The sequence below is a fragment of the Chitinophaga oryzae genome (assembly GCF_012516375.2).
Lineage (GTDB): Bacteria > Bacteroidota > Bacteroidia > Chitinophagales > Chitinophagaceae > Chitinophaga > Chitinophaga oryzae.
Window position 1 is genome coordinate 6,083,221 of the sequence record NZ_CP051204.2, and the last position, 18,548, is coordinate 6,101,768.

The 18,548-nt window shown below is 50.6% G+C and carries 14 protein-coding genes and 1 tRNA gene; 4 read left to right on the forward strand and 11 right to left on the reverse strand.

The window, feature by feature from the left end; all coding sequences use genetic code 11:
* Positions 1 to 41: 41 nt before the first annotated feature.
* Positions 42 to 758 carry a LytR/AlgR family response regulator transcription factor gene (locus HF324_RS23995; RefSeq protein WP_168805095.1) on the reverse strand — a complete coding sequence of 239 codons (717 nt, stop codon included), beginning with the start codon at positions 756 to 758 and terminating at the stop codon, positions 42 to 44.
* Complete coding sequence (locus HF324_RS24000; protein ID WP_168861016.1) at positions 751 to 1,794, reverse strand: sensor histidine kinase; 1,044 nt, start codon at positions 1,792 to 1,794, stop codon at positions 751 to 753. Before HF324_RS24000 ends, HF324_RS23995 begins: the two co-directional genes overlap by 8 nt.
* Positions 1,795 to 1,983: 189 nt before the next feature.
* Between HF324_RS24000 and HF324_RS24005 the strand changes: the two genes are divergently transcribed.
* A complete protein-coding gene (locus HF324_RS24005) occupies positions 1,984 to 4,371 on the forward strand; it encodes an outer membrane beta-barrel family protein (RefSeq protein WP_168861017.1) in 2,388 nt (795 codons plus the stop codon).
* A 70-nt stretch (positions 4,372 to 4,441) separates the two neighbouring features.
* Here HF324_RS24005 and HF324_RS24010 read toward each other — a convergent pair whose 3' ends face one another.
* The 4 genes from HF324_RS24010 to HF324_RS24025 all read right to left on the reverse strand — a co-directional run bounded on the left by HF324_RS24010 (position 4,442) and on the right by HF324_RS24025 (position 9,669).
* Positions 4,442 to 5,620, reverse strand: coding sequence for an alpha/beta hydrolase-fold protein (locus tag HF324_RS24010; protein ID WP_168861018.1), 1,179 nt, complete (start codon positions 5,618 to 5,620; stop codon positions 4,442 to 4,444).
* A gap of 124 nt (positions 5,621 to 5,744) precedes the next feature.
* Positions 5,745 to 7,244 carry a hypothetical protein gene (locus HF324_RS24015; protein ID WP_168861019.1) on the reverse strand — a complete coding sequence of 500 codons (1,500 nt, stop codon included), beginning with the start codon at positions 7,242 to 7,244 and terminating at the stop codon, positions 5,745 to 5,747.
* Between the two features lie 309 nt (positions 7,245 to 7,553).
* Entirely contained in the window at positions 7,554 to 8,744 is a 1,191-nt protein-coding gene (locus HF324_RS24020; protein ID WP_168861020.1) for an MFS transporter, read from the reverse strand.
* A 10-nt stretch (positions 8,745 to 8,754) separates the two neighbouring features.
* Positions 8,755 to 9,669: an NADP-dependent oxidoreductase gene (locus HF324_RS24025; RefSeq protein WP_220101231.1), complete on the reverse strand. Its 915-nt coding sequence runs from the start codon at positions 9,667 to 9,669 to the stop codon at positions 8,755 to 8,757.
* A 78-nt stretch (positions 9,670 to 9,747) separates the two neighbouring features.
* Between HF324_RS24025 and HF324_RS24030 the strand changes: the two genes are divergently transcribed.
* From HF324_RS24030 to HF324_RS24040, 3 genes are all read left to right on the forward strand, one after another.
* Entirely contained in the window at positions 9,748 to 10,698 is a 951-nt protein-coding gene (locus HF324_RS24030) for a helix-turn-helix domain-containing protein (RefSeq protein WP_168861021.1), read from the forward strand.
* Between the two features lie 17 nt (positions 10,699 to 10,715).
* Entirely contained in the window at positions 10,716 to 11,315 is a 600-nt protein-coding gene (locus HF324_RS24035) for a Crp/Fnr family transcriptional regulator (protein ID WP_168861022.1), read from the forward strand.
* A 121-nt stretch (positions 11,316 to 11,436) separates the two neighbouring features.
* The gene (locus tag HF324_RS24040) at positions 11,437 to 11,847 is read left to right on the forward strand and encodes a nuclear transport factor 2 family protein (protein ID WP_168861023.1); all 411 of its coding nucleotides are present in this window, start codon (positions 11,437 to 11,439) and stop codon (positions 11,845 to 11,847) included.
* A gap of 63 nt (positions 11,848 to 11,910) precedes the next feature.
* On the opposite strand, the gene HF324_RS24045 is transcribed toward HF324_RS24040, so the two are convergent.
* From HF324_RS24045 to HF324_RS24065, 5 genes are all read right to left on the reverse strand, one after another.
* Positions 11,911 to 12,168, reverse strand: a complete 258-nt coding sequence (locus tag HF324_RS24045) for a hypothetical protein (RefSeq protein WP_168861024.1) — start codon at positions 12,166 to 12,168, stop codon at positions 11,911 to 11,913.
* A gap of 86 nt (positions 12,169 to 12,254) precedes the next feature.
* Positions 12,255 to 12,339: transfer RNA gene (locus tag HF324_RS24050), tRNA-Ser, on the reverse strand.
* A 258-nt stretch (positions 12,340 to 12,597) separates the two neighbouring features.
* Entirely contained in the window at positions 12,598 to 13,977 is a 1,380-nt protein-coding gene (locus HF324_RS24055) for an efflux transporter outer membrane subunit (protein WP_246269639.1), read from the reverse strand.
* Between the two features lie 75 nt (positions 13,978 to 14,052).
* Positions 14,053 to 17,247, reverse strand: a complete 3,195-nt coding sequence (locus HF324_RS24060; protein WP_168805119.1) for an efflux RND transporter permease subunit — start codon at positions 17,245 to 17,247, stop codon at positions 14,053 to 14,055.
* 113 nt (positions 17,248 to 17,360) lie between these two features.
* The gene (locus HF324_RS24065; protein WP_168805121.1) at positions 17,361 to 18,536 is read right to left on the reverse strand and encodes an efflux RND transporter periplasmic adaptor subunit; all 1,176 of its coding nucleotides are present in this window, start codon (positions 18,534 to 18,536) and stop codon (positions 17,361 to 17,363) included.
* Positions 18,537 to 18,548 lie beyond the last annotated feature (12 nt).

Below are 18,548 nucleotides of genomic sequence, written 5' to 3' on the forward strand. Positions count from 1 at the left end.
GTTTGCTGTAATTTAAAGATAGCTGCTTTAACCGGAAACCCTTACTGAAAGTTGTCCAGCAGCTCCCTCCGATAGGTTGTCCCTATCGGCAGTTCGGTACCGTCGTCGAGCACCGCCAGGCCGCCGGTGATCTTACTGATACGATTCATCGCCACGATGTAGGATTTGTGAATGCGCTTAAACCGGGCTTTATCCAGCTTCTGTTCTATCTCGGTGGTGGTAACAGGGCTCAGGTAGACGCCCTGCGTGGTGAAGACCTTCACGTAGTTGCCCCAGCTGCGGACATAGATAAGCTGATCGTACATCACCTTCACCATCTCGCCTTCTGCTTTCAGCATGACAAAGGCCGGTGTTTCAGTCGCCGTATTAGACCCGCCGGCCACGACCACTCTTGGCCTGAGCCTGGAATATACGGTATCAATAGCGGCCATGAACCGCTGAAAATGGAAAGGCTTCACCAGGTAATCCACTACCCGGTATTTATATCCTTCGAGCGCGTACTCACGGTAGGCGGTCGTCAGTACCACCAACGGCGGGTCCGACAGGGTTTGCAGTAACTCCAGGCCACTCAGCCCCGGCATATTGATGTCTAAAAAAATCAGGTCCACCCGGTTGTTGTAGACAAATTCCATCGCTTCCACCGCTGTATAAAAAGCACCGGTAAGCTCCAGGTGTTGCAACTGGCCAATGTATTGTTTCAGCACCAGGTGCGCACCCTCTTCGTCATCTACTATAATACATTTCAGCGTCTCATCCATTTTTTATTTCATTTAATCTGAGTGTTAAAGTGATCCGGTATTCCTGGTCCTCCGTTGCACTGATTAGAGTATACTGATGTCTGTAAAGCATTTCCAGCCGCTCCCTGATGTTGATGAGCCCGATGCCGGTGGAAGTATTTTTCAGTGCTTCATCGGGCAATGAATTGCGTACCTCCGCCGTCAGGACACCATCTTCACAGCGAATGCGGATGGCGACAAACCACGGCCGGCTGATGGTGACACTGTGCTTAAAGGCATTCTCCACCAGTGTGATCAGGATCAGGGGTGCGATCCGGTAAGACGCCGGCAGCGCGGCTTCGTCCGGAAGATCGTAGTGGATGCGGCAGCGTTTTCCGATACGTTCCTGTTCCATAGCGATGTAGTTATCAATGAACTTCAGCTCTTCCCGTATGGTAACAGTAGGTTTGCTTCCGTTCTCCAGCTGATAACGCATCAGCTCCGCTAACCGGAGGATCAGGTCCGGCGTCCGGGCAGGTTCCGTAAGACTTACGCCATAGAGGTTGTTGAACATGTTAAAAAAGAAATGCGGGTTCAGCTGCGCATGCAGGTATTTCATGTTCATCTCGCTGAGCTTCAGCTGTACTTCGCTCCGCTTTTGCAGTTCTATCGAATACTGCCGCACCAGGAACAGGGAAAGGATGGTGACGGTACTGATAATACAAAGCACAAAATTATATACGATGGCCATGGGAATGGATACATCCGGTTCCCGGTATACTTCCGGCGCAATCCAGTAGTAATCCAGTGCAAACAGCCCCAGGGCGCCGACCAGCGTTGACAATACAAAGAAGGAAAAGTAGGAGGCGTACTCTTTAGCCATGAGCAACGGGAATACCAGGTGGAGGTGAAACTGCGCCTGCCCGTACAGTAAAATGAAAAATATCAGCCCCTGAAGAAATGCCATGAAAGTGTCCAGTTTGATCCACTCATGCAGCATCGTCAGGATAAACATTGCAATAAATACCACCAGTTCCTGCAGGAACCGGCTTCGCAGCCATTTTGCCTTATTCTCCATTTAACAAATCTCAGGCATTTTCATACAAATAGCAAAACCGGATGATGAACCGTGTTGATCATCCTATTCGGGCATTTGCTCATTCATTTTTTTATGTTGATCGTATAGCCGCTTCCTTTGCAGATATTTCAACTATAAACCATGTATTCGGTTACTGTATCCAGATTTTTATTGTTATTTCTTTTAGCTATGCTGACCACCGTTTACTCCTTCGCACAACAGCGCGTTTCCGGGAATACGGGCGGCTTTACGGTCAGCGGCGCCGTACTCGATTCTACGGACCGGCACCCCATCGGCTTCGCCACCGTAGTGCTGCTGCGGGAAGGGAAGGTCATCAATTCCACCACCACAGACTCATTGGGCAGGTTTAACCTTCCCCTGCGCGGGAAGGGTGTGTTTGTGCTGGGTGTTTCATTCGTAGGCTATAATAACTACCAGTCCGCCCCCGGGATGTTTCCCGGAGCACAGCAGCCATACCAGGTGCTGCTCCGCAAATCGACCACCAGCCTGCAGGCTGTCACCATCAACGCTAAAAAGAAGCTGATCGAAACCAAAGGCGACAAGCTGATATACAACGCCACCGCCGACATCAGCAACAAAGCAGGTTCCGCTGCCGACGTGCTGAAAAAAGTGCCTATGCTGACCGTCAGCGCCGACGGAGAAGTGAAAATGCGGGGCGACGGGAACATAAAAGTGCTCCTGAACGGGCTCCCCTCGGGCATCCTGGCGAAGAACCTCAAGGAAGCGCTGAAGATCATCCCCGCGGGCACTATCGCCTCCGTGGAAGTCATCACCTCTCCTTCCGCCAAATACGAGGCAGAAGGCACCGCAGGCATTATCAACATCATCACCAAAAAGAAAATAAAAGGCAGCAGCGCCGATATAAGCATCAGCGCCGGTAACCTGGAACAATCGGCCAGCGCCTCCCTGAACACCGTCAGCGGTAATTTCGACCTGAGCCTGAATATCAACGCCAGCAACCAAAGGGAGCATAAAACAGCCATTCTCAACAGGACCTCGCTGTTCAAAGGGCAGCCGGCGGGAGAACTGCTGCAGGAGAATGATATCACCCAACACGAACGGGGAGTGTATGGAGATCTTGGTGTTACCTACCGGATCGACTCGCTCCAAAAAATCAGCACCACCTTCACCCTCTGGAATGGCGCCTGGCCGTCGAAAAATACGCTGTACAACCTCTACCAGGACGGTAAAGGCAGCACTGCCTACAACCAGAAAAGCGATCAGGCCAACCATTCCGGCTACTACGAGCTGTCCACCAGTTACCAGAAACTGTACCACCGCAAGGGCCAGGAGCTGCAGGTGCTGGGGATGGTCAGCAACAGCGCCGACCGGTCCCGGTATAACACACAACAATACACGCTGGCAGGTATGCCCGCCTTCCGGGAAACAGGGCCTAATAACAGCAAATCCTGGGATTTTAACCTGCAAACGGACTACGCCCATCCGCTGGACCTGTCCGGCAAAAACATCGTTGAAACAGGGGTAAAATTCAGCAGGACCAGCGCCACCAGCGCTTACAGCGCGCGGAACAACGAACACGCGCCCGGCAGCGACGACCTGGTGGAGATACCTTCCCGTTCCGACGAGATGAAATATTTCCAGCATATTTACGCCGCCTATCTCAGCATAAAATTGGAGACCCGCAACCAATGGATGTTCAGGGCCGGTCTTCGTTATGAAGCAACGCAACTGGGCGCCGGGTTCCGGCGCACTTCCGCCCCGTTCCGGTCCTCCTTCGGCAACCTTGTGCCCGGCATACTGCTGGCCAAAACACTCAATGGACAGCATGACGTGAAGCTGTCCTATACAGAGCGCATCCGCCGGCCATGGATATGGGACCTCAACCCGTTCGTCAACGCCAGCGATCCGCGCAACCTGACATCGGGCAACCCGCTGCTGCGGCCGGAGACCACCAGGACAATCGAAGCAGGATACAACTATAACGCCGCATTGGGTTTTACGCTCAATAACAGCGTCTACTTCAGTTCCAACAGCAACGCCATCGAAATGCTCACGACCGTCGACAGTACGGGCATCTCCAGGACGTCGCCGAGCAACGTGGCTGCCAACAAACGGTTAGGCGCCAACGTAAATGCCGCCGTGGAAATCGGCAACCTCACCGTCAACGGCGGCATAGAGCTGTACCAGGTATGGTTTAAAAGCGATGCCCTGCAGGTGAAAAACGATGCCGGCTTCTATTCCTTCCATCTCAACCTGTCGTATGCGCTGCCGAAGGACGTCACCCTGCAGGCCTCCGGCGACTACAGCAACGGCTACGTGACGCTCCAGGGCCGGAACTCAGCCTCCTGGTCCTACAGCTTCGCCGCCCAAAAGGAATTTCTCAACAAAAAAGCCAGCGTGCTGGTAGGCGTGTCCAACCCTTTCCAAAGGAGTATGCTGCAGCGCAGCTATGCCACAGCACCCACTTTCCGCAGTACGGAAGTCAACAACTATTATAACCGGAGCTTCCATATTACGCTCAACTGGAAGTTCGGATCTATGAAAGCGCATGACAATGAAGAGGAGAAGAAGATGCCGCCGGTGAGGCGGCATTAAAAAGAGGAAGGGTTGCCCGGCTGTAAGGGCAACCCTTTAATGTTATACTATCTGTGCACAATTGCGGTCATTACAACTTCTCCAGCTTCCTTTTGGCATCCGCATTATCCGGCTGCAGCGCAAGGATCTTTTCATAACACATCCTGGCTTTCCCTGTCAGCCCTTTTTTCATGTAAGCGTCGGCCAGGCTATCCCATACATTAACGGAAGCAGGATAGTTTTTGGCATTGATTTCAAATATGGTAACAGCAGTATCCGGTATGTTTCTGTCATTTAGTGCCACATACCCCAGCGTATTCACGTAGTTTTCATCTGATCTGATGTCCAGCCCCATTCGTTTCGACATCAGGCTGTCATGTTCGTTGATCAGTGAAGGCTTTTTTAACACCTCGTTGATATCTAATTCATAACCATCGAAAATATAACGCAATCCGTAGTAGGTAGCCGGCAATGGCACTGTCAGGTGCTTTTCATCTTCGAAATACCGTAATTGGGCCGCTAATCCAGGCGATGCAGCGCTTTTTAACGCTGCATAAAATTCCTGTCCCCATTGATAATGCCGGCTGTCTTCCGACATGTTGTTCGCTAAGGCGATGTACACACGGGCATTCAGGTCTTTTTTGTTTTTTAAAACCTCCCTTGTCCTTTTGCCAATGTAATTATGGTCCCAAAACCAGGATGGGTCTATCAGGATATAATAGGAGAATAACTGCGGTGCTTCCAACAGGCAATGGATGGCAAACAAACCTCCCAATGAATGTCCGATGATCAGGTTTTTAGACAGGGTCCGGTAGGAACTGTCTATTTGCGGCATCAGCTCTTTTTCCAGAAAGCGTCTGAACACGTCCGCTTTGCCGCTATTGGCAAAAGCACCTATATTCTCCGTATCGAGATAATTTAAAGCGTGGGTGGGCGTGAAATCCCTCGTTCTGTCCGTATTTTCTACAGACACAATAATCAACTCGGGGATTTGCATTTTTAAATCATACGCAGAGTTCATCGACCGTGCAATACCGGTGACTTCCTGAAATTTGGTTATCTCCCCATCCAGCACATAGGCCACAAAGTATTTTTTATGCGGGCTCCGTTGGTAAGAAGGTGGCAGATAAACATTGTAGGTACGCTTCTCCTTCAGGATATCGGAGTAGATCGTATACTTTTTACCAATAGCGATGATGTTTTCGTTCGTCTGCGCGTCCACCCCCAGATGGACCAACAAAAATATAATCACAATAACTGTTTGCCGCATAGGCCTTCCGGAATTTTGGATGAATAGATACAGCACCCAAAATAGGCGTTTATCGTGAACTTAAACGCCCAAAGGCACCATTTGTCCTTAAATGGCACCTTTTTGTCCTGGTTAGCGAAGACACTTACTTCTTGTTCCCCATGCCCGAAATACTTAAAAATGCCTGTTTATACAATTCCAGCTTATCCGTTGCCCGCGAAATATCCGGTGTAGCGTGCGGTTGGTCTACCAGCCCCATGACAAAGGAACAATCGCTGCCCCGCAGCTGGGTAACACCATGGCAGCCCTGGCATCCGCCCATGGTGTAGAACTTCCCTTTATACAACGAATTTTTGCCGCCGTCATAGGGATGTTTAATACTGCTGCCTCTGAAGTTGGCCAGTGGCGGATCAGATTCGATGACGTAATTAGCCAGATAGTAGCTGAAAGATTTGGTATCATCGGTAGGATTGCCCTGTACGCCTACGAGGCGATAATACTTCCAGATGGAGTTAGGATTTATTTTCTTCAATTCCCGGTGCGCATAAGCGGTGGAGGAATCTACTACTGCGGGGATAGGATGGGCGCGTTTATATCTCTGCGGGATCTGCTCCGGTGTGGGCAGCGTATCCAACCTCACCAGTCCCATATCATTCACCTCTACATCCACATGCTCAAAGGTGGCGAAAACGAATGAGGGGAAATTGAGCATCTTACGGATGATATGGATACCGATAAGTCCGTAGTATTTGTTCTGTACGATGGTGCTGTTGCCGGATTTTTCATAGGTGATCACTTTTCTTACAAAGTATCTGGCGGCTTCTTCGGGGAATATTTCTCTCCAGGCCGTTTTTACTTCCAGCGCACCAACATACGTCGCGCGGGTGGTGCCGGGGATTTTGGCGCCACCGCAAGGCAGGCAAACAACGTTGGCCTGTGGCGGGCAATTGCAGGTAGTCCCTCCGTAGGAAGGGTAAAGAGTAGGGGAATAATAAGCTGAAAACTGTTTAATGTTAGCCGCCGTAGTATTGATCGCTTTCTTCAATTTGTTGGAGTCGGGGTAATGGTTATACAGGTACATGTATTCATCCCTGTTGACCTTGGCCTGGTAAAGCACCTGCAGCTGTTTACCGTACTGTATGATCTTCGCATACAGATCACAGGAACCTATTTCATTGTTTTCATCCAGGTTGTTGAATAAGGTAAAATCTACACCTGCTCTTACCACAGGCGTAGTCTGGTATACATATTTGGGAATTTTATCGAAAGCCAGCATTGTATCATTATAGGGCCGCAACTCAGTACGGTGTGCATAGGTTTCCCATACTACCGGTTCCTGCGGATAAGGAACATTTGTACTCAAACTCCATTTTTTGTCCGGATATCCGCGCTCTTTGGTAATGGTGTTATAAGTCGATTTCCAGTTTAAAGCAAAGAACTCGTTCCAGGCAAACGAGATCAGGGCCACGGAATCGGCATCTTCCGGCAGGTTCTTAGGTACATCCGGATTGAAAGTTAGCTGGAACGGATACTGTACCTTCTTCTCCGGCACAGGAACGGCTCCGGATGGTGTATTCCTGGAAGAAACAATAAGGGTTGCCACTGCCGCTATGGCTGCAAAAACAATAACGAGTGTCTTTTTCATAAGATGTTTTGTTTGGTAAAAAATGATATGGGTCCAATAAAAGGCTGATCTTCATGGAGACATGAAAATGCAAGCAATGCTGTATCCGGCGATATGAGACATACCGGTACAATAAGCGCTACAGGCTTAGATAAGCAGGATGTTAACTAAACTTTTTTAATAAACCGGGTGAAGTAATGGTTATTGAGGTCTGAAATAAAATAGCTGTTGAGTCTTCCTTTGAGCGGATAGCAATTAAACAATCTATTTCTAAGCTATTAAAAAAATACCAGATGGCAAATAAATTTTCACCGCAACCAGTAAGCTGATTCACTTCAGGGCTGGCATAAGCCTGGCGTAGATAACAACGGCTACAAAGATAATCGCAGCCCCGGCGGCATACAGCCAGCCCGCGCTGTAAAAATAAATGGCGCCGCCGGCAACCGGCACCAGGATGCTGGTCAAAGACTGCAGGCTTTGATTCACGCCCTGCAACGTTCCCTGCTGCATCTCATCAACAGAGGCTGAAAGCCTCCCGATGTACGTCGGTTCAAACAAACCTTCGCCGGTAATGATAAAGATAACCGCAAGAGAAATCCACAGGCCGGTATGCACATAAACACAGCTGAATATCATCAACAGGCCAGCCCCCAGCAGCAGCAGGCCCGATATGCCAATCTGCCGCGTGGTAAACCGCCCCAGCAAACGAGGCAACAGCACCGCACGTACCAATATTTCGCAAATACCTACCAGCGTAAGTAAACTGCCAATCAGTGCGGGAGACCATCGGTATATATCTTTCAGAAAAAGCGTAAAATTGAACTGGAAAACACTTATTCCGATATAAAATAAAACGCCAACACCTAGCAGCAACGCTACACCAGGGAGGCGAAAAACGCTGTTGAAATGGGAAAACACGTTAAAACTGTTAAAGGCAACATGCTTTGTCCTTTTATGTAACACCAGGGATTCAGGTAACAGGAAATATACCAGCACCGCAGAAAAGAATATCAGTAAGGCCGTCACGTAAAAAGGCAGCGCTACCGATATGCTGCCTAACAGTCCGCCTAATGCCGGCCCGCCGACTTTTCCGATGCCCATCACAGACCCCACGTAGCCAAACCATTTGGTCCGTTCTTTCGCCTCCGTAGTATCTGAAATGTAAGAGAAGATGGCACTGATGTTCCCGGCAGTAAGCCCGTCAATCAGCCGTCCAAGGACAAGGACCCATAAGGCGCCGCCAATACCGAACAACACAAACCCCGCCGCAGAACCCAGCAGACTGACGATCAAAATGATTTTCCGGCCGAACCGGTCACTCAATGCGCCCAGTACCGGCGCTGCAAAAAAAGTACAGGCGGCATAGATAGACAGCAACGCGCTCATGCCCACCACGACCCGCTGCTCCGGTAAATATTTGCCAACCAGGAACGGCAGTAGCGGCAGCACAATGGAGAATCCTATAGAATTTAGCAGGACAATCGCCAACAGTATAAACAAGGGGACTTTCTTCGGTTTCATCAGTATAACATTAGTTAACAACAATCACCAGCTTGCCTCTCACCTGTTGCTGTGAACTGATGGTGAGTGCCCGGGCAGCTTCCTCCAGTGGGAAAACCGCTTGTATATACAACTGGTATAAACCTTTTTCATAAAGGCCGGCCACTTCGGAAAGCACCTGGTGGACCTTTCGCGGCGGGCCGGCGGAAAAACGCGCACCATAATCTACGGCTGAGAAATCGGTCACCGATACCACCATGGAAGCATCTCCCACGATGTCGATCAACTCAGGCATAATACCCGAACCGGCGATATCCAGCGCTCCGGCAATACCATCCGGAGCAAGCGCTTGTACCCGGTCTTTGAGCCCGTCGCCGTAGGTTGTGGGTGTAGCGCCCAACGCACGTAGATAATCGTGATTATGTAGGCTGGCGGTCCCGATAACCTGAAGCCCCCTTCTGCGTGCGAGCTGCACTACGGCAGACCCGATGCCGCCCGCGGCGCCGCTCACCAAAATAGTGCTGCCCGGAGCGGCGTTTAAATCGTCCAGGCAGCGCCAGGCTGTCTCTGACACAACCGGGATGGCTGCCGCCACTTCAAAGGGAACGCCTTCCGGTTTCTGCACCCAATGCGACAAAAGGGTATATTCGGCCATGGTGCTGTTGCCATAACCGAAAACGGCATCGCCTACACGCACACCGGTTACCCCATCGCCAATAGCATCAACGATGCCGGACGCTTCTACCCCCACTCCGGACGGGAAAATCACCTCTTCGAAACCTTTATATTGCCCCTCCATTCGTTTCCAGTCGGAAGGATTCACACCCGCAGCGCGGACTTTTACCCGTATCTCCCCGTGTGAAGGTCCGGGTTTAGAAACGTGTACCATTTCAAGAACAGCCTCAGGGGCGCCGTACGCCTTATACTGCATTGCTTTTATATTCATATCGCTACGTTTGACAACACAAAGTTGAAGTATCCATTAGGAACAAAATAGTTACATTTAACTATAAAATAGTCGTAAATGACAAAAACAAAATCAGCCGGTTATGTTACACCGCCCGTTTTCGCTCAATTGGCGAAGCTATGGGGCGTAAAAGTGAAGAAAGGCAGGATCGATGTCCCTCCAGCCTACGGGACCGGCTATTGCGCGGGCTGCGTGTTCAATGAAAACATCCGGATGCTGATCCTCAACTACCGGTTGAACGAAGAAACCATCATCGGGAACCCGGAAATCAATACGCCGGGAAAAACGATCCTGTTTAAATTCCAGCATATCGATGCTGGTCCACGCTCAAAACAAAGTCCCTCAGTGTTGATAGCCACCAGCCGGTTCAACACGGACGCGGTCATCTCCATCCAGGAGAATACTTCTTCCGTGAATATTGAAGTCGGTTCGCAATACCTGGAAGAGCTGTTTACGCTTTCCCAAAAATCACCTGTCTTACAAAGCTTAGCTGAAAATGCGCAACCACTGCTGTTCGAGCAGATGATGTCACCCGCTATTCAAAAGATCCTGCATGACATCATCTCCGAAAGCGTAGCGGATAACTTCAGGTGGGTGTTTAGAAAAATCAAAGCGGAGGAACTGATCTGTATGTTATTGATGAAGCTGGAAGAAAGACAGGAGAAACAACTCTATCCCCTGAAAGGGAGCGATGTGCAAGCCATTTATGATATTAAGGCGCGCCTCCTCTCCCGCCTGGATGAACCGCCTGTTATCAGCGATTTAGCCATAGCCGCCAATATGAGCGCTACCAAATTAAGGACATTGTTCAAACAAATTTTCGGTGACAGCATTTTCGATCTCTATCAGCAGTACAGGATGCAGGAAGCGGCACGGCTGCTAAAAGAAGGAAAGCTTTCCGTCTCTGAAGTGGGATATCAATTAGGATTTTCCAATCTCAGTCATTTTTCAAGAGTGTTTGAAGCGCATATCGGGATGAAACCGAAAAAATTCTCCATCAGCCACTAAAATAAAAAACGTTCTTTATGAACATGACACCAGAAAAACAACAGGTTTTCGACGCTGTCAACGCGGTCCATCCGGTCCCACCGGCGGACTGGTCATTATTCGAGGACACCCTGCGCCCGGCTTTCTTTAAAAGAGGGACTTTTTTTATAGAGGCAGGTAAAGTCAGTCATGAGATAGCTTTTGTACTTAAGGGAGCTTTTCGGGCTTACTATATCATCGACGGCGAAGAAAAATGCGTCGATTTTTTTCTTGAAGGGCAATGGGCGAAAGCTTATCATAATTTTCTGTCGCAATCAAAAAGTAAAATATGGGTGGAAGCGCTGGAGGACACAGCAGTGTTTTTAGTTGACTACGGTACACTGCAAAACTTGTTTGACCATTCCGCGTACTGGGAAAGATTCGGCAGGCTGGTAACGGAAAGACTGTATACTTCCTCACAGCAGCGGGCGGAAGCCCTGTTGCTGGAAACAGCAGAACAGCGGTATATCAGTCTCGTCATGCGCCATCCCCAGCTTATTGAGCGCATTCCATTATACCATCTGGCGTCTTATATAGGCGTCAGGCAGCCTTCGCTGAGCCGGATAAGAAAAAGATTGATGTCGAAAAGCGGATTATAACCCAGGTTATACAGTGGATGCCTGCCTGTCTTTTAATTTTGGAAGAAAATAATGTATGAAACAGATCGCCATCACATTGTTTATTCTCTCAGTATGTTTCACAAACCAAGGGCAAAGCACCATGACAACTTCCAACACTTCCCATCAGGAAATCATCCGCACCCACCACGGGATTTACAAAGCGCTGTTAGAGAAAAACCGCGACATCCTGCACACACAACTGCACAGGCAGTTCTCCTTCACCAGTGCAGATGCCGTACTGATGGACAAACAACTATTTGTGGAGGGTTTTGCCATGAATCCCGGCATCAGGTTTACCGTCTTAGCCTCCGCTGACGAAAAAGTAGTGATCGCAGGAAAGACTGCGGTACTCACCGCTATCGCGCATATTACCATCACAAAAGGAGATAAGACACAAAGCATGGATGAGCGGGTAACGGAAACGTATATATCTCAGGAAGAAGGTTGGCTGCTGCTGGGGATGCAGGCGACGTATATGGTGAAAAAGCAGGCAGAGGCCACACCTAATTAATTCTCATTACTTCCAAATGATAGCTCAGAAAGGAAGAAAAACAAATACCAACCAGACCAATGTCTAAGATTCCGCTTTGCCTGCCTCATGCCAGGCATCAAAAACATCTTTAGACGTCTTCGTCTTGCTATAGGTAAATTGCAGATCATAACTGATTTTATTATCCAACTTTTCTGCCGAAGGTGCATAAACCAGCCGCATCAGCGTAGACACGTCCCTGTTATGCTCCTGAAAAAGTGCCGTCATTTCTTTCAGGTAGCTATTTCCCAGCGTTAATAACCGGAACATGCGCTCACTGGATATGTCAAATACGTTGTTCATATACGCTGGGGTTTTATCTCAAAAGTGAAGCAGAAAAAGGGTTAATGCAATAAAAAAAGGTCTTCTAAGGGAAGACCTTCTCAAAGCGGAGAGTCAGGGATTCGAACCCCGGGACCTGTTACAGTCAACAGTTTTCAAGACTGCCGCAATCGACCGCTCTGCCAACTCTCCAGTGGAGCGCAAAGGTATATAACTCCTACTAAATAAACAAAAAAAATTACAACCTGGCCACGAAAAGAAAAAACCCCGCTCAGTTGACAACTGAACGGGGCCCCTCTTTCTATTTGGCTTACTGTTTTTGCTGTTGAGCTTTTGTTCTGCTATCGATCTTACAATCTGTCTGTTGAGTCAATATCTGTTATGGCCATGCTATCGTCTCTGATGCCTTTCTTCGGGTGATTGCCTGTCTGTTATTTTTTCAGGTCGATGTTATTTCCAGCCGCCACCGAGTGAACGGTACAGGTCTACCATCGCGCTCAGGCGCTGACGGTCGACATCAGCCTGCCCCAGTTCAGCCTGTAGGGCGCGTGACTGGGCGGTGATCACTTCAAGGTAAGTAGCCATACCGCTGCGGAACAGCATCTGTGCCTGTTGTACGGCCAGCTGGGTGGTAGCTACCTGCTCGCCGGCGATCTGCTGCTGTGTCTTCAGTTTGTCCAGTTTGATCAGTGCATCGCTCACTTCGCCGACGGCGTTGAGCGTAGCCTGACGGAAGGAGATCACTGACTGCTCGCGCTCTATTTTGGCCACTTCCAGCTGTGTTTTCAGGGCACGGCGCTGGAAGATGGGCTGAGTAATACTACCTGCCACGGTACCAAACAATGAGGCAGGGAGGGTAAACCAGTTGCTGGCTTTGAAGGCGTTCACGCCGCCGTTGGCGGTGATGTTCAGTGAAGGGTACATATTACCCTGTGCTGCGCCTACACGGGCATTGGCGGCCACCAGCCCCATTTCAGCAGCCCTCACGTCCGGACGGCGGCTTACCATGGCGGCCGGGATACCGGTAGGGAGTGAATCGGCTACCTGGAAATCATGCAGGCGGCTGGTCCTGCTGATAGGCGCCGGCAGTTCACCGGTCAGGATACGGATGGCGTTCTCCTGGATGCCGATGCCCTGCTCCAGCTGGGGTACCAGCAAGGCGGCTGTCTGCTTCTGGGAGATGGCCTGTTGTACGGCCAGCTCGGTCACTTCACCGGCAGTTTTCTGCAGGCGGATCATCTGTACGATGGTATCGCTCAGCTCTACGTTACGTTTGGCGATGGCCAGCTGGTTGTCCAGCATCAGCAGGTTGAAATAACTGCTGGCGATGGCGGCCACCAGGCCGGTCTGAACCGCACGCTGTCCTTCGTAGGACTGTAACAGCGTGGCCTGTGCGGCCTCACGCTGACGGCGGATTTTACCCCATACGTCAATCTCCCAGGACATGCCCACGCCGAGATTGTAGTCTTCGATATGGTCCCCAAAGTTGAAATTACTCAGGTTCATACCGGTGAAACTGTTCTTGGACGGGAAATTGGTATTGGCAGTGGCGGTGGCGTTGAACGCCGGCAGCCATGCGGCTTTGGCCTGCTTCAGGTAAGCCTGCGACGCTTCTACCCTTTTTACGGCCAGCTGTAAATCGTAGTTGCCGGTAAGGGCTTTGTCGATCAGCTGCTGCAGGGTGGCGTCAGAAAAGAATCGTTTCCATTCCATTTCAGCAATACTGCTGTCGGAAGGCGCTACGTTGCCGAACTGGCTGGGCAGCGCCACCGGGGGCCGCTCGTAATTGCGGCCTACCCGGCAAGCTGCTAACCCTACAACTAAGGACAACAACAAAATTATAAAGGTGCTATATCTGGTATTCATCTGTCTTTTTTCTGTTTCTGGTAATAGATCTGTTGAGTATTAGTGTACCAGTTCGGCAATCTCCGCGTTCTTCTCTTCCGCTGTCACAATCGGCTTGCGGCTGATTTTTTCCTGCAGGAACTGGAATATCACGTACAATACCGGGATGGCAAACACGCCCAACACTACACCGGTAAGCATACCGCCGGCAGCACCGGTACTGATGGAACGGTTACCCAGCGCGGACGATCCGGTAGCGCGCATCAGCGGCAACAGACCTGCGATAAAGGCGAAGGACGTCATCAGAATAGGGCGCAGACGCAGGCGGGCCGCACGGATACCGGATGCTACCAGTCCCATGCCACTGCGTCTTCGCTGTACCGCGTATTCCACGATCAGGATGGCGTTTTTCGCCAGCAGCCCTATCAACATGATTAAGCCTACCTGTACATATATATTGTTATCGATACCAAACATGTTGATGAACGCAAACACACCGAAGATACCCAACGGTATGGAGAGGATCACCGCCAGCGGCAGGATGTAACTTTCGTATTGCGCAGCCAGCAGGAAGTACACGAATATCAGACACAGCGTGAAGATGATGGTGGACTGGTTACCGGCGCTGATCTCTTCTTTGGTCATGCCCACCCATTCGTAGGTGTAACCTCTCGGCAGATACTGCGCGGCCACTTCTTCTACCGCCTTGATGGCGTCGCCACTACTGAAGCCCGGCTTCGCCTGGCCATTGATGGTAACGGCGTTGAACAGGTTGTTACGGGTCACGGTCTCCGGTCCGTATACGCGTTTCAGTGATACCACGGTGTTGATAGGCACCATCTCTCCAAACTGGTTCTTTACGTATACCCCATCCAGTGAGCCCGGGTCTTTACGCTGCTCGGCGTCGGCCTGTACGATCACGCGATAGTACTTGCCAAAACGGTTGAAGTCAGACGCAAACATACTACCATAATACACCTGCATGGTCTGCAGGATTTCGCTCACGGCGATACCCAGCTGCTTGGCTTTACGGTCGTCAATTTCTATTTCATACTGCGGGTGGCCGTTATTGAAAGTAGTGAAGGCGAAAGCAATCTCTTTACGTTTCATCAGCTCACCGATAAATCCGTAAGCGGTACCACCCAGTTTATCCAGCGATCCGCCGGTACGGTCCTGCAATACCACCTCAAAACCGGCTACGTTACTAAAGCCCGGCACGGTAGGCATGTTGAACACGAAAATGCTGGCTTCGGGAATGGCGGCAAACTTAGCCTGCAACATACCCATCAGTGCATCCATATTTTTGATCTGACCACGATCGGCGTGCGGCTTCAGTTTAATAAACCCTACACCGGAAGTGGCGCTGCTGGAGTTGCTGAGGAAGTTAAAACCGGACACGCTCAGGTAAGAGCTCGTAGACTCCAGGTCTTTCACAATATGCTCCACTTTATCTACTACCTGCCTGGTACGTTCCAGGGAAGAACCGGGAGGCATGGTCACGGCATATACCGCAAAGCCCTGGTCTTCGGTGGGAATAAAGCCGGAAGGCGTGGTACGCATCATCCAGAAAGTAACGCCGCCGATGATCACCAGTCCCCCGATCGTTAACCATTTACGTTTGATGAGGAACTGCAGGCTGCGCGCATACTTCTCGGTCATCGCGTTAAAGCCGGTATTGAAAGCGGCAAAGAAACGTTTACCAAAGCTTTTCGGCTGCGGTGCATGACCATTCAGTTTACCGTGCTCCTGTCCATGATCGGCATGGTTGTTCTTCAGGATCAGGGCGCAAAGCGCAGGACTGAGCGTCAAAGCGTTCAATGCCGAGATCAGGATGGCGATGGCCAGCGTAAAGGCAAACTGCCGGTAGAACACGCCCGCAGGACCTTCCATGAAACCTACCGGGATAAACACGGCAGACATCACCAGCGTAATGGAGATGATGGCACCGGAGATCTCCTGCATGGACGACAACGTGGCGATACGCGGGTTGGCCCCTTTCTCCATCTTCGCATGGACCGCCTCCACCACCACAATGGCGTCATCCACCACGATACCAATCGCCAGGATCAGCGCGAACAACGTCAGCAGGTTGATAGAGAAGCCGAACAACTTCATGAAGAAGAAGGTACCGATAATGGCCACCGGTACGGCTATCGCAGGGATCAGCGTAGAACGGAAATCCTGCAGGAAGATGAACACCACGATAAACACGAGGATAAAAGCCTCTACCAGTGTATGTTTCACCTGGTCAATAGACTCGTCCAGGTATTCTTTGGTGCTGTAGATATTGAAATACTCGATACCTGTCGGGAAACTCTTTGCTGATTTTTCCATCAGCTTGTTGATGGTCTCCTGGATTTCGTTCGCGTTGGAACCAGCAGTCTGATTGATCGCGATACCGATACCGTATTTGCTGTTCACTTTGGTATCGCTACCATAAGTGAAGGAACCAAACTCCACGCGGGCTACGTCTTTCAGGCGCAGCACAGAACCGTCCGGGTTAGCACGCAGGATGATGTCTTCATACTGCTGATCTTTGTTGAGCTTACCCTTGTATTTGATCACATATTCGAAAGACTCCTGGCTGCCTTCACCGAAACGGCCGGGGGCCGCTTCCAGGTTCTGGTCGCGGATAGCGCCCAGCACTTCCTGCGGAGACATGTTATAGGCTGTGAGCCGGTCGGGGCGCAACCAGATACGCATGGAGTAGTCTTTGGCGCCAAACACCATGGCCTGGCCTACCCCTTTCACGCGCTGTATCTCCGGGATGATGTTGATCTTCGCATAGTTCTGCAGGAAGGTCTCATTGTACTCCGGCTTGTCACTCTGCAGGTTCACCACCATGATCATACTGTTCTGTACTTTCTGGGTGCTGATACCCGCCTGTATCACCTCTGCAGGCAACTGGCTGGTGGCTTTGGCCACACGGTTCTGCACGTTCACCGCAGCGAGGTCCGGATCGGTGCCCAAACGGAAATACACGTTGAGCGTCATGGAACCATCGTTGTTGGAGGTGGAGGTCATATAAGTCATGTTCTCCACACCGTTCACCGCCTCTTCAATAGGCGTGGCCACGGAACGGGCCACCACTTCGGAGTTGGCGCCCGGATAAGAGGCCGTTACTGCCACGCTGGGTGGCGCAATGTCCGGGAACTGGCTCATGGGGAGGGTCAGCAGCCCCAGTATTCCCAGTAAGACCAGGAGGATGGATATAACGGTAGCCAATACTGGCCGTTCTATGAATTTTCTAAACATAAAGTCAATAGCATTTAAGCATCACCGGAAAAGATGATGAAGAATGAGGGTTATCCGCAAAGCGCAATGCCATCAGTGGCTGGCGCCCCGCTTTGCGGATGCATCACGAAACATTAGAGCGGTTTTACTTTCAGCAGGCTGTCGAGTGACATCTGTTGCGGAGCAATCACCGTACCGTCGTGCAGACGGTCCAGGCCGGAGTAAACGATCTGTTGACCGGACTTCACTCCTTTCTCCACAAAATAGTAGTTACCGCTTTTACCGGATATAGTAATGGGAACACCTGTCACTTTGTTGCTGTCGGCTACGATAAACACCATCACTTTGTCCTGCAGCTCATAAGTAGCTTCCGCCGGGATCACCACGGCATCGGTGAATTGCTCAGGGATGCGGATCTTACCGGTATTGCCGGTACGCAGCAGTCCTGCACCGTTCGGGAAGGTAGCCCGGAAGCTGATAGCGCCCATGGTCTTGTCAAACTGACCTTCCATGGTTTCTATCTTTCCTTTTTCACTGTAGATGGTATTGTCTGCCAGTTTCAGTTCTACCTGCGGCAACTGTTTTACTTTGTCAGCAATGCTGTTGCCGGCAGTTTCGTTTTTAAATTTCAGGAAGTCGGCTTCGCTCATGGAAAAGTAAGCGTACATCTGGTTTACGTCAGACAGCACGGTCAGTGGCTGCGGCTCTGCACGGCCTACCAGCGCTCCCACTTTATAAGGGATTCTGCCGATATAACCGCTCACCGGCGCGGTGATCAGCGTATAGCCTACGTTGATGCCTGCGCTGCCCAGTTGAGCCTGCGCCTGCCCTACGGCAGCTTTGGCCGCCTGGTAGTTGGCCTGCGCTGTTTTCAGCTGTACTTCGCCTACTACATTGTTTTTTACCAGCGGGGTAAGACGGTCTACTTCCAGCTGCGCTTTCTCCAGGTTCGCTTTAGCGGCCAGCAGTGTGGCGCTCGCGTTGCTTTGAGCTTCTGTGTACACCCGGTCGTTGATTTTAAACAACGGCTGACCGGCCTTCACATAAGCGCCTTCATCTACATAAATCTTATCAAGTATACCTTCCACCTGCGGGCGGATATCCACATTAACACGGCCTTCCAGCGTTGCGCTGTATTCGCGGTAAGTAGTGGCAGGTACTGCATTCAGTTTCAATACCGGTAAAGCTGCCGCCTGCTGTCCTCCCTGGTGCGCCTCAGAAGCGCCGCAGCCAGACAACAAGGAAAGAATCACGACACTATAGAGTAAGCCTGCCGGCAAGTTTGCAAAAACGGATCTTTTTGGTTTCATACTTGTTTTTTT

Coding starts and splice junctions, on each gene's coding strand:
- HF324_RS23995 (WP_168805095.1), bottom strand. CDS start 758: ATGGATGAGACGCTGAAATGTATTATAGTAGATGACGAAGAGGGTGCG.
- HF324_RS24000 (WP_168861016.1), bottom strand. CDS start 1,794: ATGGAGAATAAGGCAAAATGGCTGCGAAGCCGGTTCCTGCAGGAACTG.
- HF324_RS24005 (WP_168861017.1), top strand. CDS start 1,984: ATGCTGACCACCGTTTACTCCTTCGCACAACAGCGCGTTTCCGGGAAT.
- HF324_RS24010 (WP_168861018.1), bottom strand. CDS start 5,620: ATGCGGCAAACAGTTATTGTGATTATATTTTTGTTGGTCCATCTGGGG.
- HF324_RS24015 (WP_168861019.1), bottom strand. CDS start 7,244: ATGAAAAAGACACTCGTTATTGTTTTTGCAGCCATAGCGGCAGTGGCA.
- HF324_RS24020 (WP_168861020.1), bottom strand. CDS start 8,744: ATGAAACCGAAGAAAGTCCCCTTGTTTATACTGTTGGCGATTGTCCTG.
- HF324_RS24025 (WP_220101231.1), bottom strand. CDS start 9,669: ATGAATATAAAAGCAATGCAGTATAAGGCGTACGGCGCCCCTGAGGCT.
- HF324_RS24030 (WP_168861021.1), top strand. CDS start 9,748: ATGACAAAAACAAAATCAGCCGGTTATGTTACACCGCCCGTTTTCGCT.
- HF324_RS24035 (WP_168861022.1), top strand. CDS start 10,716: ATGAACATGACACCAGAAAAACAACAGGTTTTCGACGCTGTCAACGCG.
- HF324_RS24040 (WP_168861023.1), top strand. CDS start 11,437: ATGACAACTTCCAACACTTCCCATCAGGAAATCATCCGCACCCACCAC.
- HF324_RS24045 (WP_168861024.1), bottom strand. CDS start 12,168: ATGAACAACGTATTTGACATATCCAGTGAGCGCATGTTCCGGTTATTA.
- HF324_RS24060 (WP_168805119.1), bottom strand. CDS start 17,247: ATGTTTAGAAAATTCATAGAACGGCCAGTATTGGCTACCGTTATATCC.
- HF324_RS24065 (WP_168805121.1), bottom strand. CDS start 18,536: ATGAAACCAAAAAGATCCGTTTTTGCAAACTTGCCGGCAGGCTTACTC.